The organism is Duganella phyllosphaerae, from assembly GCF_001758785.1.
Lineage (GTDB): Bacteria > Pseudomonadota > Gammaproteobacteria > Burkholderiales > Burkholderiaceae_D > Rugamonas > Rugamonas phyllosphaerae.
The window spans coordinates 66,511-86,291 of the sequence record NZ_LROM01000156.1 but is presented as its reverse complement, the minus strand read 5'-3'; the positions used below and the strand labels follow the sequence as shown (position 1 = coordinate 86,291).

The 19,781-nt window shown below is 59.6% G+C and carries 27 protein-coding genes; 15 read left to right on the top strand and 12 right to left on the bottom strand.

All coding sequences use genetic code 11. From position 1 onward, the window contains the following. Positions 1-16: 16 nt before the first annotated feature. The 6 genes from DUPY_RS26825 to DUPY_RS26800 all read left to right on the top strand — a co-directional run bounded on the left by DUPY_RS26825 (position 17) and on the right by DUPY_RS26800 (position 4,090). Positions 17-1,738 carry a methyl-accepting chemotaxis protein gene (locus tag DUPY_RS26825; protein WP_070252329.1) on the top strand — a complete coding sequence of 574 codons (1,722 nt, stop codon included), beginning with the start codon at positions 17-19 and terminating at the stop codon, positions 1,736-1,738. Between the two features lie 131 nt (positions 1,739-1,869). Continuing rightward, entirely contained in the window at positions 1,870-2,211 is a 342-nt protein-coding gene (locus tag DUPY_RS26820; RefSeq protein ID WP_307188211.1) for an ArsR/SmtB family transcription factor, read from the top strand. Beyond that, complete coding sequence (locus tag DUPY_RS26815; protein ID WP_070252325.1) at positions 2,208-2,675, top strand: YeeE/YedE family protein; 468 nt, start codon at positions 2,208-2,210, stop codon at positions 2,673-2,675. Before DUPY_RS26820 ends, DUPY_RS26815 begins: the two co-directional genes overlap by 4 nt. Positions 2,676-2,685: 10 nt before the next feature. Next, the gene (locus DUPY_RS26810) at positions 2,686-3,123 is read left to right on the top strand and encodes a YeeE/YedE family protein (RefSeq protein WP_070252323.1); all 438 of its coding nucleotides are present in this window, start codon (positions 2,686-2,688) and stop codon (positions 3,121-3,123) included. Next, positions 3,120-3,584 carry a redox-sensitive transcriptional activator SoxR gene (soxR, locus tag DUPY_RS26805; RefSeq protein ID WP_070252321.1) on the top strand — a complete coding sequence of 155 codons (465 nt, stop codon included), beginning with the start codon at positions 3,120-3,122 and terminating at the stop codon, positions 3,582-3,584. Before DUPY_RS26810 ends, soxR begins: the two co-directional genes overlap by 4 nt. 2 nt (positions 3,585-3,586) lie before the next feature. Continuing rightward, positions 3,587-4,090: a GNAT family N-acetyltransferase gene (locus DUPY_RS26800; RefSeq protein ID WP_167359127.1), complete on the top strand. Its 504-nt coding sequence runs from the start codon at positions 3,587-3,589 to the stop codon at positions 4,088-4,090. Between the two features lie 66 nt (positions 4,091-4,156). On the opposite strand, the gene DUPY_RS26795 is transcribed toward DUPY_RS26800, so the two are convergent. Together DUPY_RS26795 and DUPY_RS26790 are read right to left on the bottom strand one after the other, a co-directional pair. Beyond that, entirely contained in the window at positions 4,157-4,963 is an 807-nt protein-coding gene (locus DUPY_RS26795) for an oxidoreductase (RefSeq protein WP_070252319.1), read from the bottom strand. A 217-nt stretch (positions 4,964-5,180) separates the two neighbouring features. Then, the gene (locus tag DUPY_RS26790) at positions 5,181-7,112 is read right to left on the bottom strand and encodes a PAS domain-containing sensor histidine kinase (protein WP_070252318.1); all 1,932 of its coding nucleotides are present in this window, start codon (positions 7,110-7,112) and stop codon (positions 5,181-5,183) included. A 293-nt stretch (positions 7,113-7,405) separates the two neighbouring features. Here DUPY_RS26790 and DUPY_RS26785 point away from each other — a divergent pair, with 293 nt between their 5' ends. From DUPY_RS26785 to DUPY_RS26775, 3 genes are all read left to right on the top strand, one after another. Next, positions 7,406-8,539, top strand: a complete 1,134-nt coding sequence (locus DUPY_RS26785) for a PQQ-dependent sugar dehydrogenase (protein WP_208600112.1) — start codon at positions 7,406-7,408, stop codon at positions 8,537-8,539. A 375-nt stretch (positions 8,540-8,914) separates the two neighbouring features. Continuing rightward, positions 8,915-9,202, top strand: coding sequence for a CopG family ribbon-helix-helix protein (locus DUPY_RS26780; protein ID WP_070252316.1), 288 nt, complete (start codon positions 8,915-8,917; stop codon positions 9,200-9,202). Then, on the top strand, positions 9,202-9,519 hold the full coding sequence (locus DUPY_RS26775; RefSeq protein ID WP_070252314.1) for a type II toxin-antitoxin system RelE/ParE family toxin: 318 nt from the start codon (positions 9,202-9,204) through the stop codon (positions 9,517-9,519). The genes DUPY_RS26780 and DUPY_RS26775 overlap by 1 nt, the downstream gene beginning before the upstream one ends. 72 nt (positions 9,520-9,591) lie before the next feature. Here DUPY_RS26775 and DUPY_RS28570 read toward each other — a convergent pair whose 3' ends face one another. Both DUPY_RS28570 and DUPY_RS28195 read right to left on the bottom strand, forming a co-directional pair. Further along, the gene (locus tag DUPY_RS28570) at positions 9,592-9,732 is read right to left on the bottom strand and encodes a hypothetical protein (protein ID WP_167359126.1); all 141 of its coding nucleotides are present in this window, start codon (positions 9,730-9,732) and stop codon (positions 9,592-9,594) included. Between the two features lie 45 nt (positions 9,733-9,777). Further along, complete coding sequence (locus DUPY_RS28195) at positions 9,778-10,146, bottom strand: hypothetical protein (RefSeq protein WP_141749707.1); 369 nt, start codon at positions 10,144-10,146, stop codon at positions 9,778-9,780. 315 nt (positions 10,147-10,461) lie between these two features. On the opposite strand from DUPY_RS28195, the gene DUPY_RS26765 reads away from it, so the two are divergent. Next, positions 10,462-11,697, top strand: a complete 1,236-nt coding sequence (locus tag DUPY_RS26765; RefSeq protein ID WP_070252310.1) for a tyrosine-type recombinase/integrase — start codon at positions 10,462-10,464, stop codon at positions 11,695-11,697. Positions 11,698-12,229: 532 nt separating this feature from the next. Next, the gene (locus tag DUPY_RS28190; protein WP_141749706.1) at positions 12,230-12,514 is read left to right on the top strand and encodes a hypothetical protein; all 285 of its coding nucleotides are present in this window, start codon (positions 12,230-12,232) and stop codon (positions 12,512-12,514) included. A gap of 31 nt (positions 12,515-12,545) precedes the next feature. Here the strand turns inward: DUPY_RS28190 and DUPY_RS28565 are convergent, their stop codons facing one another. Further along, positions 12,546-12,767 carry a hypothetical protein gene (locus DUPY_RS28565; protein ID WP_167359122.1) on the bottom strand — a complete coding sequence of 74 codons (222 nt, stop codon included), beginning with the start codon at positions 12,765-12,767 and terminating at the stop codon, positions 12,546-12,548. Between the two features lie 104 nt (positions 12,768-12,871). Here DUPY_RS28565 and xisR point away from each other — a divergent pair, with 104 nt between their 5' ends. From xisR to DUPY_RS27440, 4 genes are all read left to right on the top strand, one after another. Next, a complete protein-coding gene (xisR, locus tag DUPY_RS28710; protein ID WP_070252306.1) occupies positions 12,872-13,159 on the top strand; it encodes an excisionase family protein in 288 nt (95 codons plus the stop codon). A gap of 104 nt (positions 13,160-13,263) precedes the next feature. Beyond that, entirely contained in the window at positions 13,264-13,473 is a 210-nt protein-coding gene (locus tag DUPY_RS28180; RefSeq protein WP_208600111.1) for a site-specific integrase, read from the top strand. Between the two features lie 257 nt (positions 13,474-13,730). Next, entirely contained in the window at positions 13,731-14,717 is a 987-nt protein-coding gene (locus tag DUPY_RS27445) for a DUF3644 domain-containing protein (protein WP_071651713.1), read from the top strand. Between the two features lie 88 nt (positions 14,718-14,805). Beyond that, positions 14,806-15,954, top strand: a complete 1,149-nt coding sequence (locus DUPY_RS27440) for a TIR domain-containing protein (protein ID WP_071651712.1) — start codon at positions 14,806-14,808, stop codon at positions 15,952-15,954. A 124-nt stretch (positions 15,955-16,078) separates the two neighbouring features. Here DUPY_RS27440 and DUPY_RS26750 read toward each other — a convergent pair whose 3' ends face one another. From DUPY_RS26750 to DUPY_RS26720, 7 genes are read right to left on the bottom strand one after another with little or no spacing between them, the layout of a single operon-like run. Further along, complete coding sequence (locus DUPY_RS26750) at positions 16,079-16,360, bottom strand: hypothetical protein (RefSeq protein WP_070252304.1); 282 nt, start codon at positions 16,358-16,360, stop codon at positions 16,079-16,081. Then, on the bottom strand, positions 16,357-16,752 hold the full coding sequence (locus DUPY_RS26745; RefSeq protein WP_070252303.1) for a hypothetical protein: 396 nt from the start codon (positions 16,750-16,752) through the stop codon (positions 16,357-16,359). Before DUPY_RS26745 ends, DUPY_RS26750 begins: the two co-directional genes overlap by 4 nt. After that, positions 16,749-17,228 (bottom strand): lysozyme, encoded by a 480-nt coding sequence (locus DUPY_RS26740; RefSeq protein ID WP_070252301.1) that lies wholly within the window; start codon positions 17,226-17,228, stop codon positions 16,749-16,751. The genes DUPY_RS26745 and DUPY_RS26740 overlap by 4 nt, the downstream gene beginning before the upstream one ends. Then, on the bottom strand, positions 17,215-17,451 hold the full coding sequence (locus DUPY_RS26735; RefSeq protein ID WP_070252299.1) for a DUF7940 domain-containing protein: 237 nt from the start codon (positions 17,449-17,451) through the stop codon (positions 17,215-17,217). The genes DUPY_RS26740 and DUPY_RS26735 overlap by 14 nt, the downstream gene beginning before the upstream one ends. A 1-nt stretch (position 17,452) precedes the next feature. Next, positions 17,453-17,911 (bottom strand): hypothetical protein, encoded by a 459-nt coding sequence (locus DUPY_RS26730; protein ID WP_167359125.1) that lies wholly within the window; start codon positions 17,909-17,911, stop codon positions 17,453-17,455. Beyond that, positions 17,889-18,923, bottom strand: coding sequence for a tail fiber domain-containing protein (locus tag DUPY_RS26725; RefSeq protein WP_141749704.1), 1,035 nt, complete (start codon positions 18,921-18,923; stop codon positions 17,889-17,891). Before DUPY_RS26725 ends, DUPY_RS26730 begins: the two co-directional genes overlap by 23 nt. 2 nt (positions 18,924-18,925) lie before the next feature. Beyond that, a complete protein-coding gene (locus DUPY_RS26720; RefSeq protein WP_070252293.1) occupies positions 18,926-19,780 on the bottom strand; it encodes a hypothetical protein in 855 nt (284 codons plus the stop codon). Position 19,781: the final 1 nt, after the last annotated feature.

Here is a 19,781-nt window from a genome sequence, read left to right as displayed (position 1 = left end):
CCCCACGGCGCACGCAATGAATATCTCGAATCTGAAAATTGGTACCCGGCTCGCTGCCGGCTTCGGCATTGTGCTGCTGTTGCTGCTCATGGTGGCCGGCGTGGCTGTCAGCCGCATCCAGAACATCAACGCCGCCACCGACACCATGCTGGAAGACCGCTACGTGAAGGTGACGCTGACCAGGGGGATCCAGGACGAAGTCAATGTCCAGGCCCGGTATATCCGCAACGCCACCATCGGCGCCAAGGATCCGGCGGAGGTGACAACATCGCTGGCCAAGCTCGACGACTCGGTGCAGATCAACGGCAAGGCGCTGGAGAAATTGAAAGCCATGATCAACAGCGACGATGGCAAGCGCCAGTTCGCCGCCATGATGGAGGCGCGCACCGGCTATGCCCAGGCCCGCGATACCGCCGTCAAGCTGCTGCGCGATGGCAAGGCCGAGGAAGCTGGCCAGTATGTGCTCAAGGACTTGCGTCCACCGCAGAACAAGTTCTTCGACTCCCTCAAAGCCATGGTGGCGCTGCAGGAAAAGATGATGCAGGAATCGGCCGCCGAGGCCCGCAACCATGGCCGTGTCGCCATCATGGCCACGCTGGTGTTGTCGAGCATCGCGGCTCTGGCCGCCATCGTCATCGGCGTGATCATCACGCGCTCGATCACCGTGCCCGTCAACCGCGCGGTGGAAGTGGCGCGCACCGTGGCCGCAGGCGACCTGACCAGCCGCATCACGGTCACTACCAAAGACGAGATAGGCATGTTGCTGGCCTCGCTGGCGGAGATGAACGACAACCTCAAGAAAATCGTCGGCGAAGTACGCCACGGCACCGAGGAAATCGCCACCGCCACCACCGAGGTTGCGAGCGGCAATATGGACCTGTCGTCGCGCACCGAAGAGCAAGCGAGCGCACTGGAAGAAACCGCCTCGTCGATGGAAGAACTGACGTCCACCGTCAAGCAGAACGGCGACAACGCGCGCCAGGCCAACCAGCTGGCGCAGTCTGCCGCAGCCGTGGCCGTGCGCGGCGGCGAGGTGGTATCGCAGGTGGTGGAGACAATGGAATCGATCAACACTTCCGCCAGCAAGATCGTCGACATCATCTCGGTGATCGACGGCATTGCCTTCCAGACCAACATCCTGGCGTTGAACGCAGCGGTGGAAGCGGCGCGCGCCGGCGAGCAGGGCCGCGGCTTTGCGGTAGTGGCCTCGGAAGTGCGCAACCTGGCGCAACGCTCGGCCAGCGCCGCCAAGGAGATCAAGGTGCTGATCGGCGACTCGGTGGACAAAGTGGAAGCCGGTAACAAGCTGGTGAGCACCGCCGGCGTGACCATGGATGAAGTGGTGTCCAGCGTGCAGCGGCTGACCAGCATCGTCGGCGAAATCACCGCCGCCAGCCGCGAACAGGAAGTGGGCATCGAGCAAATCAACCAGGCGATCACCTCGATGGACACCGTGACCCAGCAGAACGCCGCGCTGGTAGAAGAGGCAGCGGCAGCCACGTCGGCCCTGCAGGAACAGGCCGGCAAGCTGGCGCAGGCGGTGAGCGTGTTCAAGCTCGACGAGACGGCGTCACCATCTGTCGCACCGGTACGCACGATGGCGCGGCCGGTGGCGGCCGTCAAGCCGGCCGGCAAAGCGCCGGTGCGGCAATTGGCCAGCGTGCCCAGATCGGCGCCGGCTGCGTCGGCGGTAAAGGCTTCCGCCAAGGCCAACGAAACCGAGTGGGAAGAGTTTTAACTAATTTTTTAACTGGCCTTTTAACTGATTCATGCCGCGCGGCGCCCGCCGCTGCGGCTTTTTTTCGTTCCGGGCCAGGCTCCGAAAAAACAATATACAATTCAATATATTGTTTTTCCTGGAGATCCACGGTGTCCTCCATTACCCCCCCTGCCGCTATCGATCCGCAGGCCATGCAGGCGGCAGCGGCGCGTGCCTCGGCCTTGCTGAAGGCGCTGGCCAACCCGGACCGCCTGCTGCTGCTCTGCCAGCTCTCGCAAGGCGAGTACTGCGTGAGTGAACTGGCCGACGCGCTTGCCATCTTGCAGCCCACCTTGTCGCAGCAATTGTGCGTGCTGCGCGCCGAGCAACTGGTCGATACCCGGCGCGAGGGCAAGCAGATCTATTACCGCCTGGCGAGCGCGGAAGCGGCCGCCGTCCTGCGCGTGCTGTACACCTTGTATTGCCCCACTCCCCTCGAAAGCCCGACATGACCATCGACTGGATCAACTTCGCCCCCTGGACCGCGCTGGCCGGCGGCCTGCTGATCGGCACGGCCTGCGCCGCGCTGATTTTATTCAATGGCAAAATCGCCGGTATCAGCGGTGTGCTGGGCGGCTTGCTCGGCGGACTGCTGGGCGGCTTGCCTGGCACCAGGCGGTCATCGACCGGCGGCGACCTTGGCTGGCGCGTCGCCTTCATCGGCGGCCTGGTCATCGCGCCCCTGGTTTATGGGCTGGCCGCCTCGCTGCCCGCCGTTACGCTTGAAGCGGACACCACCGTGCTGGTCGTGGCCGGCCTGCTGGTGGGCATCGGCACCCGCTACGGCGCCGGCTGCACCAGCGGCCACGGCGTGTGCGGCCTGTCGCGCCGCGCGCCGCGCTCGATGGCGGCCACGGCCACCTTCATGCTGGCCGGCTTCGCCACGCTGTATGTCGTGCGCCACCTGCTGGCTTGAGGAGCACACCATGCAAAGTCTGATTGCACTATTGGTGGGCCTGGTATTCGGACTGGGCCTGATCGTCTCCGGCATGACCGACCCGGCGCGGGTGCTGGGCTTTCTCGACCTGGCCGGATCGTGGAACCCGTCGCTGGCGTTCGTGATGGGCGGCGCCATCGTCGTCGCGTTGCCGGCGTTTGCGCTTGCCGCCAGGCGCCAGCGCACGCTGACCGGGGCGCCACTGCAACTGCCCACCGCCACCCGCATCGACCGCCGCCTGGTACTGGGCGCGCTGGCCTTCGGCGCCGGCTGGGGGCTGGCCGGCCTGTGCCCTGGGCCGGCGCTGGCCTTGCTTGTCACGGGTAATGGCAAGGTGCTGGTGTTTGTGGCGAGTATGTTGGTGGGGATGGGGGTCTTCGAGGTGGTTGAGCGGTGGCGCCAATCGAACGGGAGGCCAGGAGGATGAACCGAATCGATCCCGAAAAAACCCAGCTGACGGTCGGCGACGTCGCCAGCCGCAGCGGCGTGGCGGTGTCCACCGTGCATTTTTATGAATCGAAGGGCCTGATCAAGGGCTGGCGCACAGAAGGCAACCAGCGCCGCTACGGGCGCAGCGTGCTGCGGCAAATCGCCGTGATCAAGGTGGCGCAACGCACCGGCATCCCGCTAGAAACCATCAGCGCATATCTGCAAAAGCTGCCGCAAGACCGCATCGTCAGCGCCAGAGAGTGGCGCAAGCTGGGCGAGAGTTTTCGCGCCGAGCTCGACGAACGCATCGCCCGCCTGACGCGGTTGCGCGACGAGCTCGATGGCTGTATCGGTTGTGGATGCTTGTCCACCACTGAATGCCCGCTGCGTAATGGCGGCGATGCCCTGGGTGCGAATGGGACGGGGGCGGTGTTGCTGGACCGGCCGTTCGAGAAATGACCATGCGCCGCCTGCCCCGCTCGCTGCCGATGCTGGAGACGAAGCGTTTGCTGCTACGCTCGGTAAAACTGGGCGATATCGCCGACCTGACCGCGGTTTATGGCGATCCCGAGGTGATGCGCTACGCTTCGGACCCGGCCTTCACGATCGACGACGAGTATCTGCAAACAGTCGCCAGCATCGAGCGCAACCTGGTTGAAGACGTGGCGATCGAATGGGGCGTGGTGCTCAAGTCGAACGGCGTAATGATCGGCGTGGTCGGCCTGCATAATTTTGCAGGAGGCCAGGCGGAGATTGGGTGTTTGCTGGCCAAGGCGTATTGGGTACGCGGATTGATGCGGGAGGCATTGCTGGCAGTGCTCGATGTTGCGCCGGGCGTTGGATTGGCAAGGCTGGACGCGGAGATCGATGTGGGGAATGGGCGGTCAGAGCGGTTGTTTTCGGGGTTGGGGTTTGTGCACATTGGAGGGGATGGAGAGTCGGCAGTCTGGATGAAAACTTTGTAGTCATCTTTTATCTACGGCCGATATCGGCCTTGGTCTGCGCCGCCGCTGCCCCTTGTCGGATCCGAATTACCCCAGCCCGAACTGCTTCCTCAAACTCGCATCCACCGGACCCGCCGGCATAAACCGGCGCAACTTGCTGAGCAGCGAAGCCGGACCGGGCGGCGTTTTGCGCATCTGCCACTTACCCAGAGCCGCCTCGACGATGGTCGCCGCCACGCTATCGGGCGCCGGCGCCTTGTTGATTTCACGCACCACCGCAGCTGCAGACGCCGTGCGCTCACGGTCGTAGGCAGCGATGGGGGACTTGGCGGTCGGTGAATTGGCCTCCAGGCTGGTCCTGGCATAGGCCGGCTCGACCAGCGTGACGCGAATGCCGAACTGGCGCACTTCGTGATCAAGCGATTCGGAAAGGCCTTCGAGCGCATGTTTCGACGCCGAATACAATCCCATGTACGGCGCTGGCAAAAACCCGAGCACAGAACTGATGTTGACGATCCGCCCCGCCCGCCGCTGGCGCATCTGCGGCAGCACCGCCTGGATGGTGCGCATGGCGCCAAACACATTGGTCTCGAACATCACGTGCGCTTCCGCGATGCTGGTCTCCTCCACGGCACCGGTCATGTTCATGCCGGCGTTGTTGACCAGCACGTCGATGCGGCCGGCGCGGCTGATGATGTCGGTCACGGCGCGCTGCACCGAGTCGGTGTCGCGCACGTCCATCGCCACCAGGGTAACGCCCGGCAATGGCGCTGCCGTGGCCAGATTGCGCACGGTGCCGTACACCTCGCAGCCGCGCCGGGCGAATTGCTCGGCGGTCGTGCGGCCGATGCCGGATGAGACGCCGGTGACCAGTACAACTGTGGGGGTCGTCATAACATTTCCTTCTGATTGGATGAATTGAGGTCAACACAGAAATATGACGATCATCATATTTTTATGTCAAGAAAAGTGAGGATGCACTGCGCCTCACTTAAAATATGACGATCATCATATATTAGTTTTTGTTTCCGTGTATACCGAAATCTGGAGAGAGCGTGGACGGCGCCGACACCTCGCAGCCGCGTCGGACAAGCGCACTACGGCGGCGGCATTATGCGACGGCGCCGGCGCTAGCGGCAACATTCAACGTCAGCGAGAAGGTGCTGCCCTGCCCTGCGCCAGCGCTGTACGCCGCCACCTGGCCGCCGTGCAGGGCGACGATTTCCCGCACCAGCGCCAGGCCTATGCCCAGCCCGCCCTGGGACCGGTCGGCCGACCGCTCGGCCTGGACGAACAGGTCGAAAACCTGGGGCAGCAGCTGCGCATCGATGCCGATGCCGTTGTCGCGCACGTCGATCGAGACGACCTCGCCATGCCGCGCAACGGTGACCTCGATACGTCCGCCAGGCGGCGTATATTTCGCGGCATTGTTGAGCAGATTGACGAGCACTTGTGTCAGCCGTACCGGGTCGCCGACGATGGCCGCGCCGCCGGCGTCGCCGCTGGTTGTCAACACGTGCTGGTGGGCCGCGATCAGCGGCTGCGACTGCTCCACGGCGGCAGCCACGATGCCCATCGGGTCGATCACTGCGGTCGCGAGCTCGATCAGTCCGTGCGTCACGCGCGAGACGTCGAGCAAACTGTCCACCAGCGACGTCAGGTGGCGCACCTGCCGGCCGATCATCTGGCCCGACCTGCGCACCAGGGCTTCATCGGAGGCCTTCAGGTGCAGCAGGTGCGCAGCGGAGGTGATCGGCGCCAGCGGATTGCGCAGCTCGTGGGCCAGCATGGCCAGGAATTCATCCTTGCGACGATCCTGCTCCTGCAATGAACAGTAGAGCCGGGCGTTCTCGAACCCGGTCGCGGCGATCGATGCCAGCTGCACCAGGATGGCCTCGTCCTCGACCGTGAAAGCGCCATCGATCTTGTCCACCGCTTCGATCATGCCCAGGTGATTGCCGGCACGGTCGATCAGCGGCACCGCCAGCCGACCGGCCGCCGGCACCGGCGCAGTCGGCGCGTAATGCGCCGACTCCGAGACGGCATGGACCGCCATCACGCCGGTGCCGGCATCGGCCAGCGCGACGATGGCCTGGTGCGCCTGGAGAATGTCACGCACTTCCGCCACCAGCGTCTTGGCGATCTCCTCGGTCGAGAGGATCTTGTGCAAGGTGCGCGCCGCCTGCGCCACCTTGCCAAGCAGCGCGCTGGTGCGCTGCTCGCGATCGAGCCGCTGCGCCAGCGCCAGCTCGGCCATGACCATGTCGTGGATATCGGTGTTGGCGCCGATCCATTCCCGCACCGAACCGTCGGCCGCCAGGATGGGCACACCCTTGACGGCGGTCCAGCGGTAGCTGCCATCGGTGCAGCGTATGCGGTAATTGGTCTCGAACACGGCGCGCGCCGCGACGCAAGTGTGCCACAGCGCCTCGGTGGGCGCACGGTCATCGGGATGCAGGGCGTCGAGCCAGCCGAATTCCTTCCACTGGTCGTAGGTCTGCCCCGTGAACGCGCGCCACGACGGCGAATCTTCGAGCACCCGGCCATCCGGCGTGTTGGTCCAGACGATTTGCGAGGTCGCCATCACGAGCGAGCGGAACCGTTCTTCGCGCAGCCGCAGCGCATTCTCGCTTTCCACCCGCTCGGTGATGTCTTCATGCATCAGCATCACCTCGACGATATTGCCCTCGCCATCCTTGATCGGATGCGCGCGCGCCGTCACCCACCGCGCCGGCCCCTCGCCGCCGAGCGCACTGACGTCATAGCGTGCCGATGGAATCTCGACCGACTCGCCGTCGAATGCACGCCGAAGCAGTGCCGCGATGCCGCTCTCGAGCATTTGCGGATCGTTCAGCACGTTGTAGTCGGCGCTGAAAACGAAGTCGCGCAAGGCCGTGCCTTCGTGAATTTGCCAGAGGTTTTCCCATGCCTTGTTTACCCGGACGGTACGCCCGTCCGGCGCCAGGATCTGGATGCTGACCGGGGCTTGTTCGAAAAGCTCCTGGTAACGGCGCAAGGTAAATTGGGGCGTGGTGGTGGGCATGGTGCGCGGCTTCTAGGGTGGGGATGCATGATGTCACAGATTGGGTGTTGGGGTATCAGGTTCAGCGTAACGCCGCTCACATAAGCTTCGATACGGTGTAGTGTCAAGCCTCCGTAATCTCGGCAATTGTGGTGCGCAGTACAGCGATCTCCGGCCGCGAGTAGCGGAACGTCTGCAACGGAAGTTTTGCTCTACACTTCCCATCGCCCCTGTAGACCAACAGCGCCGGCGCAAATGGCATACTGTTCGCGCCAACAACCTGGCATCAATCCGCAAATGGAGATCTGGAAAACATGAATTTGAACATGATCGGCGTTGCCACCACTTTCTCGCTCACCCTGCTCGCCTTGACCGCCCCGGCAGCCGCGAACGCACGGGCCAGCACATCCGCAACCGGCGGCCTGCCTTTCGAGGTCAAGCCGGTCGGCACATTCAAGAACCCGTGGGCCATGGCATTTCTGCCCAACGACCACGTGCTGGTGACGCAAAAGGAAGGGACGTTGATCCTGTTCGATCCCGCAACCGGTACCAGGAGGACAGTGTCCGGCACACCCGCCGTCAGCAGCAAGGGCCAGGGCGCGCTGATGGACATCGTGCCCGCGCCCGATTTCGCGGCCAGCAAGCTGCTCTACTTCAGCTACTCCGAGGCTGGCACCGGTGACAGCAGCCGGGTCGTGCTCGCCACCGCGACACTGGATCAGGCAGGCGGCACGCTCAAGGATACAAAGACCATTTTCCGCGGCCAGGATGCTTCGACAGGCGGGCATTATTCGGGCCGTATCGGCTTTTCGACGGATGGCAAGTATCTGTTTTTCACCAGTGGCGACCGCCAGCTTTTCGATCCGGCACAGGATCCCAAGTCGACGCTGGGCAAGGTGCTGCGCCTGAACCTCGACGGCACGCCGGCCGCCGGCAACCCGCTCGCGGCCAAGGGCTTCAATGCAGCCGTGTGGTCGTACGGCCACCGCAACCTGCTGGGCATCGCCTTCGACAAACAGGGACGCCTGTGGGAAATGGAGATGGGGCCGCGCCATGGCGACGAGATCAACCTGATCAAGCCAGGCCTCAACTATGGCTGGCCGAAGGTATCGAACGGCAGCCACTATGACGGCCGGGACATCCCCGACCACGCGCCTGGCGACGGCTTCGAGGCCCCGAAAGTGTCCTGGAATCCAGCCATTTCACCGGGCGGCCTGGCCTACTACGATGCGGACCTGTTCCCGAAGTGGAAAAATTCCCTGTTCATCACCGGTCTCTCGGGCAAGTCGCTGGACCGCATCGCCCTCGACGGCGAGAATGCGACCAAGCAGGACCATTGGGACATGGGCGAACGGATTCGTGCCGTGCGCACCGGGCCCAGTGGCGCGCTGTGGTTGCTGGAAGACGGTGCGAGTGGGCGGTTGCTGATGCTCACGCCGAAGAGGTAGGCCAGCGGACTTCAGATCGAAAAGCCTGATCGGGTGCAAACCGCGCGCCCACGGCGCGCGACGCCGTCGCTCGCGCGGCGGCAAATGGGCGATTCGAAGAGGCACGCCCGTGCACAGGACGAGGCCTTCGAAGAAGGCTTGCCACGCTTGGATTCCTGCCTGAAAGCTCTCAAGATATGCCTCAATTATGCCCCGATAGGTTATCCGGGTCAGTTTTCGGTCAGCGCCAACAACACGGGATAAAAGGAAAGCCAAGCCAATCCGGCCGGGCCGGCTTTTCATTAACCCGGTTTCCGTTCCTTGCTGCGAGTCGCCATACGGCGGTTGCGCCTTGTGCTACCATGTAATTACGCTGTAACACATAGGAGCAAGGGCATGAGCGAAGCAACTTTTACCTTCCGGGTCGATAAGAACCTGAAAGACCAGTTCACGACAGCCGCCAAGGGGCGCGACCGTACCGGCGCCCAGTTGCTGCGCGACTTCATGCGTGACTTCGTTCGGCAGCAGCAGGAAGCGGCAGAACATGACGCATGGTTCCGTCGCCAGGTGCAGAGCGGTCTGGAATCGGCCAATGCCGGCAACCTGATCCCGGCCGCTGAGGTTGAAGCCAAGTTCGCCGCCAGGCGCGCCGCCACACGTCGCCGACTGGACGCCGCTGAATAATGGAATTGTTCTGGACACCAGAGGCGATTCGAGACCGCGATGACATCTACGAATACATCGAGGCCGACAACCCGGCCGCCGCGCTCGCCATCGATGAGCTGTTTGCAGAAAAGGCGAACCGCCTGGTCGATCATCCCGGCTTGGGCAAGCTTGGCCGTGCTGCCGGCACTCGTGAGCTCGTAGCGCACCAGAATTACATTCTCGTCTATGACACTGCCGGCGACGTGGTGCGCGTGCTGCGTGTACTGCACGCCGCCCGCCAGTGGCCCCCTTCCAGCGCTGACTCACAGAGCCTATACCTCGCAAAGAGGACTTGATTTAGAGGTAAAGACAAATGTTGCCAAGCCGTTGAGGGTGGCGGATCGCCTTTTGTTTGCGAATCACCCTAATCAGACTTGAGCGATTATCACAGCTATCATTGTCAGGACAACACCAACCACGCCACCGAACACAGCAATATTCGATAGCGTTGTACGCGCTTTCTCCGGGGTTTCAAGGCGGTCGCCTATCCAGGCTTTTAAGGTTGTCATTTTACGCTCCCGTCGCGTGATCAATTTGGGATACGAAGGCAAGATTTATAGCGTTCGGACTCCAACAGTACCATAATGAACAAGCCCGAACAACACTGCGCTGGCAATCGTCAAGCCAACCGACTTAATGAGAATCTGATAATGCGTTCGCCAAGTAGCGCCAGTTGGCATTGGGTAGGCAACCGGCAGCATGGTTCCCAATGCTGCAATTACGCTTGAGGCCGCCAAGAAGACAATCGCCGCGCCGATGGCATACCCAGCCCCCGCCTCCATCGACATCGCTTTGCCTGTGCCGGGCTCAAAAATCTCGTAGAGCGTTGAACATGTAAAGCCAGCACCGACCCAACCAAGCTGGCCGTCTTTAATCAGTTGAATAACTTTCGGGGCACTAGGAAAAGCAAAGCCTTTCAGCACCCAATAAAAGAGAGGCTGATCTGTATCAGGCCCCTAAAAACCCTGGATGCCCTCGCACAGCCCAGGACGCCACAAAACAAAAAAGCCGCTCTAGCAAGGGCTAAAGCGGCTTTTTGAGGGACTTCCCGGGACTTGCTGGGATCGCCTGAGTGTATCCTTGGCGGAGAGAGGGTCCGCATTTGAGAGATTCAAACCAATTCGCATTAGTTCACTTTCCCATAAAAATCAAAGAGTTATGAAATCCAGTTTGTTCGCATCAGTTCGTATAGGTGCGGTACAATCCGCACATCGAATGTGGGTAGAGATGGGGGTAGGATGGCGAAGACAGTGGAAAAGCTCAGCCCTTTAGCGGTGAGCAGGATGAAGGAGCCTGGATATTACGGTGATGGCGCAGGGCTCTGGTTGCAGGTATCAAAGTCGGGCAGCAAGAGCTGGATATTCCGATTTACGATCGGCGGTAAGCAGAGGGAAATGGGGCTCGGTGCGCTGCATACCGTCAACCTGAGCGAGGCCCGCGCTAAGGCGAAGGATTGCCGCTCGACGCTACTCGCCGGGCAAGACCCCCTCGAGGTTCGCGCGGCCAGCAAGCTCGCGCTGGCGGCTGAACGCGCAAAGCTGATGACGTTCGACCAGTGCGCCGCAGCATACATCGCGGCACACCGAGGTGGCTGGAAGAGCGCCAAGCATGCCAGTCAGTGGGAAAACACTTTGGCGACATACGCGACCCCGATCATCGGCGCGCTGCCGGTGGCGGCCGTCGATACTCCGCTGGTCGTCAAGGTGCTCAGCCATATCTGGCTGGAGAAAACAGAAACCGCCACCAGGTTGCGCGGCCGCATCGAGAGCATCTTGGACTGGGCTACGGTCAGCAAGTTTCGAACAGGTGAAAACCCGGCGCGCTGGCGCGGACACCTGGACAACTTGCTGGCCGACCCGGGCAAAGTGGTCAAGGTTGCACACCATCCAGCCCTACCTTGGCGCGAAACTGGGGAGTTTATGGTTGATCTGAGGAAGCGCGAAGGCATCGGCGCGCGGGCGGTGGAATTCGCAATACTGACCGCTACGCGATCAGGAGAGGTGCGTGGTGCCAAGTGGGGTGAGATCAATTTCGATGCGGCACTGTGGACCATTCCCGGCGAGCGCATGAAGGCCAACAAGGAACACCGCGTACCACTGTCCACGGCTGCCCTGACACTGCTCAAGAATATGCCGCGCATGGGCGACATTGTTTTCCCTGGAAAAACCGACAGTACACCGCTCTCGGATATGAGCTTGACCGCCGTGCTGCGGCGCATGGAACGCAAGGAGATCACAGTACACGGTTTCCGCTCAACATTCCGTGACTGGTGCTCCGAATCCGTCGCCAACTCGTTCCCGCGCGAGGTTTGTGAGCATGCCCTGGCACACAGCCTTCCGGATAAAACGGAGGCAGCCTACCGGCGCGGAGACCTACTGGACAAGCGGGTGATGCTGATGCAGGCATGGGCCGACTTCTGTGGGACCGTGCCGGAAGCAGCGACGGTAACGCCGATACGCGGCGCTGCGACTTAAAGGATGCCGTCGCGCTTTCACCGATTGGTGTGGCAGAAGAAGTTACTACACCTTGTTTCCTGTATGAAATCACAGTATTGTTTTATCTAATGCAAAGTTTACAATAGGCAATTCAACGCCGAACTCGCCTAATGCTTTTAATTAGGCAAAAAGAGCAGTCGGATTGGTGCTGCCTTGGGTATGTCCTGCGCGAAAGCCATTGAGCCTAGCTGAAACCAAAATAGCACTAAAGTCTGAACGCGCCCTTCCGACTCTTCATGAGACCGGGTGCAGTCTATGGAGGAGCGGCCATGGCCAAACCAAAAATGACAAGTTCAGCACCTTTGCACAAGAGGACTGTGGCTTTTACGGGATTGTTCGGTGCGTTAGCGCTGCACTTTCCGCCAGTAACTGCCTTCATTCTCGCTGCGATGATGGTGTGCTTGCTATCAAAGCTATAAGGTAAAGGGGCAGTAACTGTGCCCCCGTATTCAGCTCGGCTGGCGGGGCACTTCCATAATTTTTAAAACCTCTTTTATCTCAGGAGTCTTAAATGGGTGATATTTTGGACGATTTCCGACGTTCGCTGCAACGTAATTTGCAGCATTATTCATTGTTCACTTTGAAATCAACAGGCGAATATCATCTGTTTAAAGCGCATAAGAACTTTAATTCAGAATGCATGGCAGAACGTGAGTCGGAATGCGGTCAAGTGCTTTTGGCTGACACTGAAATTGCGTCCTTTGCCTGCGAAGAAGAAGAAAGCGCACGCCTTAAAATGGCTAGGATTGGCAGAAAAGTGTGCGGCAATTGCGTAGCAACTTTGTACGCCAGTTGAAAATCTTTTATGGTGGCATCTACCGCTAAGTTCAGTCGCCACCAGCCGCCCCCGCCTCAAGCAGCGCCTCATACTTCCTCCCGCGCGGCCAGTCCCGCGCCAGTGCCAGTACCTTCTCGCCGACCGACGCATCAAGCGGCAGCTTGTCACACTCATGGCCCGACACGACCATGATGCAGCAACTGGTGCAGAACTCGACATCATCGACCGCTGCCAAAACCACGTACTGCCGGGCAGCAAAGTCCGCCGGCACTAAATGCACCACGACTACGCTGACGAGAAGCGCGCGGCATGGGCAGCGCTGGGCGCGCGCCTGTCGGCGACCCTTCAACCCGAAGCGGGAGCATAGGCCCCATCATGGCCATCGAGGATAAACTGGAGGCGGCGCAGCGGGCGCTTGACGAACTAGCGCGGGAGATTCGGGACCAGCCGCGCATCGCTTTGGCGAACACAGCGGCACGGCCAGAAGCGAGACTGAACTGGGTGAAGTTGGGGCGCTACATCGAGCTGTCCGGCGACACGACGGATGCGGTGCAGTCGCGCCGCAAGGCCGGGAAGTGGCTGGACGGGCGGGAGTGCAAGATGGTCGACGGCCGCCTGTGGATTGACCTGCGTGCAGTGGAGGCATGGATCGACGCGTGGTGATAAGCAAATGAAGAGTACAGCGTTTAGACCTCCAAAGACCTCACCAGACCTGATAACGTCTGGCTGGTCGCAGAGGTTGGGGGTCTGGAGAGGTCGGAAATGGTTTGAGCTTTCGCCCAATTTTCGCCCAAATTTTGGCAAGGCAAACGGGCATCGGTCTCGACATCATCGACCGCTGCCAGAACCATGTTCTTCCAGGCAGCAAGGTGCGGGGGCATTACATGCACCACGACTACGCGGACGAAAAACGCGCAGCGTGGAAGAAGCTTGGCCAGCGACCATCAGCCATCCTATCTCCTGATCTGGGTCCGTAAAAGAGCTACGCTGGGCTTGCCTGCAACCATCTGGATAAAACCGAGGCACCGTGCCAGTGCAGTGGTCTGCTGGAGCACCGTGTGATGCTTATGCAGGCTTAATCGGGTGCCTCCGAGACGGTGGCCACGTCGGCGATGATCACGCTTAGAGAGGGCCTTGTTGCCCATTGTCTGCCCATCGAAAAATAAAACTAAAAATAGTTTTCGGGACTTGCTAAGTTGATACAATAGGTTGTCCAGCACAACTTTGGGGCAATATGCCAACTCGCCACCGTCGGGTAAAGTCGATAAAAGATGAATTGTTGAAAAAATCCCGCGAGTCTGCCCTAGCTGCCGTGCAGATTTTCAACAGTCCCAGCATCCTTTTTAAATCAGAAATATATATTGTCCTGATGGTGATAGCTTGGACTTATTTGATGCATGCGTACTTCCGCTCCAAGAAAATAGACTATCGTCACTTTTCCATGATTGGAGGTCGAAAAAAATATGACACTACAAAACGCGGCGCATACAAATGGTGGGAGCTAGAGCGATGTTTGAATTGTGAAAGGTCTCCTGTGGAGACTGACGCGGCCAACAATCTTCGTTTCCTCGTAGGTCTACGACATGAAATCGAACATCAGATGACCTCAAAGATTGACGACTTATTAAGCGCCAGGTTTCAAGCGTGCTGTCTCAACTATAACACATTAATAAAAAAATTATTTTCAGAGAAATTGGGAATTGACAAGCATCTTTCGTTCAGTCTGCAACTCTCATCCTTAAGCGATTCGCAAGTCGACATGCTGAGCGACCAACCTGGCCTACCCAAGAATATTCAGAAATTTATTGAAGGATTCGATGGTGCGCTATCTAGGGAAGAATTCAATAGTCCCAAATATGCATATCGCGTTTTGTTTGTCGCAAAAACCGCGAATAATTTCGGCCAAGCTGATCGAGTAATTCAGTTTGTAAAACCCGGGTCAGAACTTGCTGAAAAGGTTAATACTGAATACACACTTTTAAAAGAAATAGAAAAGGTTAAGTATTTGCCATCTGAGATCATAGATAAAATGAAAACAGAGGGGTTTAAATTTACGATGCATGATCACACCCTGCTTTGGAAAAAGCATGGTGCTAAAGAAGATGGAAAAAACTTCGGGACCACCGTTTCAAAAACATGGTATTGGTATGAATCGTGGGTCAATCTAGTCAGACAGCATTGCGAAAAGCACCGTGAAGATCAGCGTGATATCCCTTGGTAAGGATTCTAAATCAGTTCATTCACTCCAAACGACACCTCGTTTTCTGGACAGCGGCAGTAAGTAATTTAATTTCAATTGATCGATTAAAATGACTCTTAAAGTTTTCATAAGCTACGCTAAAGAAGATCAAAAAGCGGCAATTATTTATTATGATCTTTTATTAAAAGAAGGTGTGGCTCCCTGGTTGGATATTAAAAAACTTCTCCCAGGGCAAAACTGGGCGGCAGAGATAGAAAAAGCATTTAGCGATTCGAATTTGGTAATTTTACTACTGAGTCAAAAAAGCGTTAATAAACGCGGGTTTGTTCAGCGTGAAGCGAATGATGCAGTTGAGCGATTGCGTTACAAGCTGCCTACTGATATCTACGTCATCCCGCTTTTGCTAGAGCCGTGCGAAGTTCCTATTCAAATTGCTAACCGCCTGCAATATATAGAGCTAAGTACGCCGGGTGCTTGGGATCAAGTTCGAGCATCTCTAAATATCGCTGCTGAGCAACAATCCGTGATATTGGAAAAGGGAAGCCTTTTTGACAAATTCCAGATTTTTACTGAGAAATATGAGGATAACTGGGTCGGAATGCCAGGTCATGACATAAAAATAGACTACCCTCGATTCCAGTCCTCGCAGCGACCTGATGCGGCCCACGAACTATCGCTGCTGTTTGGAGGGCGAGCTAGTCAAGCTTTGCTTGAGGAACGTCAGAAACCTTGGGAGCAAGTGCCTGATGTTTTTACCGAAAAAGACAGCACACTTTCGCAAAACGGGCGCTGGGATGATTTTGATATAGTTTATTGCAATAGTCGGTTCCTCAGCCTGACATATAACATCGGCTGGTATGGTGCTGGAGCAGCGCATCCTAATTCACGTTTTGAGACCTATAATTTCGCTTTGCTTGAACGGGTTTACCCCGTCACTCTGGAAGAGTTCTTTTCCGACGCTGATTCTGCATTGAAAGTTATCAGTAAAATTTCCATTGAGCAGTTAGGCCGTGAATTTTGGGAAAGAACTGGAGAAAAGCCAGATGAATTTCAGACCAAATGGTTTAATGAAGGCGCTGGTGAAAAACTTGAACACTTCAAATCTTTTACTGTAAATTCTTCAGGATTTACCTTCCTCTTTCCGCCATATCAAGTAAGCAATTATGCCTTAGGGAGGTGGATAACTACTGTTTCCTTTTATGACCTATTGAATTATTTAAGTGAAGGTGGTCCGTATAAATTGGCTGCGGGGGAATAATTGAATCGCCCCTCTAGCAGAAATAATTTTAACAGTTGGATCGATTTGATCCCGCCGTACGAAAAGGAGCGGATCTGACGGCGCAGCGATGGACCGATTTCGCGCGAAAGCGTGCACTGACCCGTTAGAGGCAACCCGCTATTGCAGCTACCATCTCGCCCTCGTACTTGCGGCCGCGCGGCCAATCCCGTGCCAGCGCTAGGATCTTGACGCCGTCCGACGCATCCATCGGCAGCTTGTCGAACTCGTAGGCCGGCGCCGCCGGCACGTCCTTTACGCACGGCACGTACACCGGCACCTCGACGATCTGCGTCGCCGGCGGCGCGATGCCGCAGCCGGCCAGCACCAAGGCGGCGACCAGTGGAATAATTTTTGGAATAATTCGTCGTGCATTTCGTGGTTTCATCGCACACTTTCCAGTAGCTGGTTCACGTAGGGCATGGCCTCTTCGCAGGTCGTGGCGCGCGCGCCGGTGAGCTTGGCCTGGGCGGCATCCAGGCGACGACCATTTGCCGCGGCGAGTTCCTGCGCGGCGCGCCGGCGCTTATCGGCGGGCACCGTCGCGTCGTGCATCGACCGGACCGCGCTGTTCTGGACGCCGATCGAGGCGCGCAGGTCGGCGCTGGCGCCCTGCTCCGCTTTCAGGCTAGCCAGCGCCTGGTCGCGCGCGGCCGCTGCCAGCCACCAGCCTGTGCCGGTGCCCGTAGCTACCACCAGCAGCAGGACGGCCAGCACCACGGTCGCCACTTTCCAGATGCCGGCGACGACGGCGCCGCCGGCCACGCTCAGCGTGCTCACGTCACTCCCGTCATGCAAAGTTCGCGCTCGGCGGCCCGGCGCTTCGTGAGGCCCGGCAGCGTAACCAGAACGCCCAGGATGCGCGCCTTGTCCCAGCGCGGCAACTGGTTGCACGCGCCGGCAAGGTCGCCGACGTAGAGCATGCGCGCTGCCGTCGAGCTGATGCGCGCGCACGCGATGGTCGGCCCCAGGTTGAACACCGCGTCGGCGAACGCCGCCAGCACCGGTACCGGCAGGCCGGGCACGCAGCGCTCCACGTGGTCGACCGCCTTCTGCATGTCCACCGTCAGCAAAGCGCGGCACTCGTCCATCGAGTACTTGCGCTTCGCCACCACATCGGCGCCGGTGTGGCCGTAGCACACGGTCAGAATCCCGGGCGGGTCGTAGTAGGCGATCTGGCGGATCCCTTCGGCCGGCACGGCGATGATGGTGGCCAGCGCTGCAGCGGCAGCAGCGCGTTGTTTAGGCGTTGCCATTGGCGGCTCCCGAAAGTTCTTTCTGCGCGACCAGGCGCGCGATGCCGGCAGCCAGGGACACAGCCGAAGCGATGCCGGCGAACACGCCGTTCGGGACGCCGGCCGGCTGGACGAACTGCACGCCCACCTCCAGGCCGCCGAGGATCGCAGCCAGGATGCTGAATTTCATCGACCACGCCTTGCCCAGCACGGCCTGCCAGTCTTCAATCAGTTCAAATTTCATATCAGCCTTTCAGTTTGAAGATTCCATACAGCGCGCCAACGGCGCCTGCGATCGCAATTACCCACCGCGCGGGGCGCTCGAGCCAGCCCAGCACGCGCACGCCGCCGCGCATGCTGTTCATGTATTCGGCGATGTCTTTCAGGGAGGGGATGTCCAGCTGCGCGAGCTGGCCCAGCTGCTGCTTGATGGCCTCGATGCCCTCCGCTGCCTCGCGGCTGAACGAAGTGTTTGCGTCCAGATTGCCCTTCATGGCATGCACATCGGCGGCCAGCTTGCCGACAGCATCCTCGACGCGCCCGATGCGCTCTTCCATCTGCACCATTCGGCGCTGGTTGTCGCCGTGACGGGCGCTTTCTACTGCTTCATCTGCTGGCATGGTTGCCTTTCTTTGGGCGTAAAAAAACCCGCCGAAGCGGGTCTTGGTGGAACGGTGATTTTTATGCTGCTTCGAGTGCAGCAATGCGATGCTCGAGCGCATCCTGGTGGGCAGCCTGGCCCGCCGCGATGAACATAGACAGCTCGGCGTAGCGGAACGCGTAACGGTCACCGGCCTCGCGCACGACCTCGGTGTAGGCCTCGCGCGCCTCGATCGCTGGCCGGCCGGGCGTGGCCGGTACCGCAGGGGTTACGACATTGCCGGCGCCATCGAGTACAGCCGCCACCTCGGCTGTAGGCGGCAGCGCCGCGCGCGCCTCGACGGCCGGGTGCTCAACCACCTGGCGATCCCACGCGTCGTAGCAGACGAATCCGTAGTTGAACGGGTCGAGGCCGTGAACCGTCATGATCTCGATTGCGCGCTGCACGGTCGGGCCGACGTGTTCCCGGGCGTCCGACGACTTCTCGTCAACGGCATCCCGCCAGCGGTAGATCTGCACGGCGCGGGCCAGATCACAGGACGCCGCGATCTCTGCAGGCGTCAGGTCGCGGAATTGGCATTTCAGTCGGGCATCCGACGTGTTGATGGTGCCGGTGCGTGCGTAGATGGTGCGATAGGCCTGCGATGGCAGTCCTACGTCATACTGGTTGTCCAATCGAGGGATCAAATACTTTCCTCGGAAATTGCAGGTAGTGGTGATGTCATCCCCGTCCACAGTATCGGTATGGGAGATATTGAAAATCTGCATATACGCAGATTCCTGCTCGGCTGTGCCGAATGCGCCCACTTTCGAAAACTGCAAGCGGAGCGTGCCATTGCTGTTTACGAACGTCCACACGTAGTCGTTACTTCCCTGCCCCGTCCAGCGAGCCATGCTAATGGATGGCTCTTGCCCCCCCGGGTAGCCCAGCAATGAGCGTGGCCGCGATGACGCATTTGTTGCGCCAGTGCCAGTTACGAGCGGAGAAGACAGAGGGCCGGTCAACACGCCACCGATCAACGGCAGCGCATTGAATGGGCCGACCACGAACGCGTCCCACATCTCGTTCAACACCTCGATGAAGTTCAACATGCCTGCTTTAAATTTGCTTGCCATTTTTAGTACCCTTCGATTTGGAGTGGAGCGGAATAGATGTCGAAACTTGAGGCGCTGATGGCGTCGATGTTGGCGACACGGCCGTAGACCATGTGCTGCTGCTCGAGCACCGGGTCGGCGTGCTCTGGGAACAGGCTGCACAGCAGCGGCCGTACCGTGCCGCACTCGTCCACGATGCGGGCCAGGCGCGCGCGATCGGACGGCGTCAAGAATTCCAGGTTGATGTTGAGCAGCCGGTGCCGGGTACCGACGTTCGTTTTCGCAGCGCCGGCGGCCGTGCGGTAGCCCTCGCTGGTGTCCACGGTCGCCAGGCTGGCGCCGTAGCTCGGGTTGTATTCCGGCGCCCAGTACATGCCGGCAACCAGACGTGACAGCTCGATGTAGCCGTCGGGGTTATCCACCGAGGACAGATCGATGACCAGCTGGCGCACGAGCACCGGTTCGAACCAGGCGACGCCGTCAGCGCCGCCGCCGCGCGCCCAAGTGTTCACGCCACCGAACTGGTAGGCGTTCCAGCCAAGCGGCATTACACCGAAATCAGCAGGGTCCAGCGGCGCCTCGGGGCACGGCAGTATCACGCCGGTGTCGAGCACGGGTGCGGCGTCGCCGACGCGCTCGTAGCCGCGCACCCGCATCCGCGCTGAGCTGTTCATATTCGATCGGATCGGCGCCGCGCAGGCGATGAGCTCCTGCGTCGGCCAGGTGGCCGTGATCGTCACGCTGGTGCCGACAGCGCGCAGCACCGCCGAGCGTTCGTCGCGCTGCAGGTTACCCGGGCCCAGCGCGCCCGCCTGGCTCGATGCCGTCAGCACCGCGCGGTCGATAGCATTGTCGTGGAGGATTCGTAAATTGTTCATG

Bases quoted from the DNA above. Each gene is read 5' to 3' on its own strand.
- DUPY_RS26825 (WP_070252329.1), top strand. From the start codon at position 17: ATGAATATCTCGAATCTGAAAATTGGTACCCGGCTCGCTGCCGGCTTC.
- DUPY_RS26815 (WP_070252325.1), top strand. From the start codon at position 2,208: ATGACCATCGACTGGATCAACTTCGCCCCCTGGACCGCGCTGGCCGGC.
- DUPY_RS26810 (WP_070252323.1), top strand. From the start codon at position 2,686: ATGCAAAGTCTGATTGCACTATTGGTGGGCCTGGTATTCGGACTGGGC.
- soxR (WP_070252321.1), top strand. From the start codon at position 3,120: ATGAACCGAATCGATCCCGAAAAAACCCAGCTGACGGTCGGCGACGTC.
- DUPY_RS26800 (WP_167359127.1), top strand. From the start codon at position 3,587: ATGCGCCGCCTGCCCCGCTCGCTGCCGATGCTGGAGACGAAGCGTTTG.
- DUPY_RS26795 (WP_070252319.1), bottom strand. From the start codon at position 4,963: ATGACGACCCCCACAGTTGTACTGGTCACCGGCGTCTCATCCGGCATC.
- DUPY_RS26790 (WP_070252318.1), bottom strand. From the start codon at position 7,112: ATGCCCACCACCACGCCCCAATTTACCTTGCGCCGTTACCAGGAGCTT.
- DUPY_RS26785 (WP_208600112.1), top strand. From the start codon at position 7,406: ATGAATTTGAACATGATCGGCGTTGCCACCACTTTCTCGCTCACCCTG.
- DUPY_RS26780 (WP_070252316.1), top strand. From the start codon at position 8,915: ATGAGCGAAGCAACTTTTACCTTCCGGGTCGATAAGAACCTGAAAGAC.
- DUPY_RS26775 (WP_070252314.1), top strand. From the start codon at position 9,202: ATGGAATTGTTCTGGACACCAGAGGCGATTCGAGACCGCGATGACATC.
- DUPY_RS28570 (WP_167359126.1), bottom strand. From the start codon at position 9,732: ATGACAACCTTAAAAGCCTGGATAGGCGACCGCCTTGAAACCCCGGAG.
- DUPY_RS26765 (WP_070252310.1), top strand. From the start codon at position 10,462: ATGGCGAAGACAGTGGAAAAGCTCAGCCCTTTAGCGGTGAGCAGGATG.
- DUPY_RS28190 (WP_141749706.1), top strand. From the start codon at position 12,230: ATGGGTGATATTTTGGACGATTTCCGACGTTCGCTGCAACGTAATTTG.
- xisR (WP_070252306.1), top strand. From the start codon at position 12,872: ATGGCCATCGAGGATAAACTGGAGGCGGCGCAGCGGGCGCTTGACGAA.
- DUPY_RS27445 (WP_071651713.1), top strand. From the start codon at position 13,731: ATGCCAACTCGCCACCGTCGGGTAAAGTCGATAAAAGATGAATTGTTG.
- DUPY_RS27440 (WP_071651712.1), top strand. From the start codon at position 14,806: ATGACTCTTAAAGTTTTCATAAGCTACGCTAAAGAAGATCAAAAAGCG.
- DUPY_RS26750 (WP_070252304.1), bottom strand. From the start codon at position 16,360: ATGAAACCACGAAATGCACGACGAATTATTCCAAAAATTATTCCACTG.
- DUPY_RS26740 (WP_070252301.1), bottom strand. From the start codon at position 17,228: ATGGCAACGCCTAAACAACGCGCTGCTGCCGCTGCAGCGCTGGCCACC.
- DUPY_RS26735 (WP_070252299.1), bottom strand. From the start codon at position 17,451: ATGAAATTTGAACTGATTGAAGACTGGCAGGCCGTGCTGGGCAAGGCG.
- DUPY_RS26725 (WP_141749704.1), bottom strand. From the start codon at position 18,923: ATGGCAAGCAAATTTAAAGCAGGCATGTTGAACTTCATCGAGGTGTTG.
- DUPY_RS26720 (WP_070252293.1), bottom strand. From the start codon at position 19,780: ATGAACAATTTACGAATCCTCCACGACAATGCTATCGACCGCGCGGTG.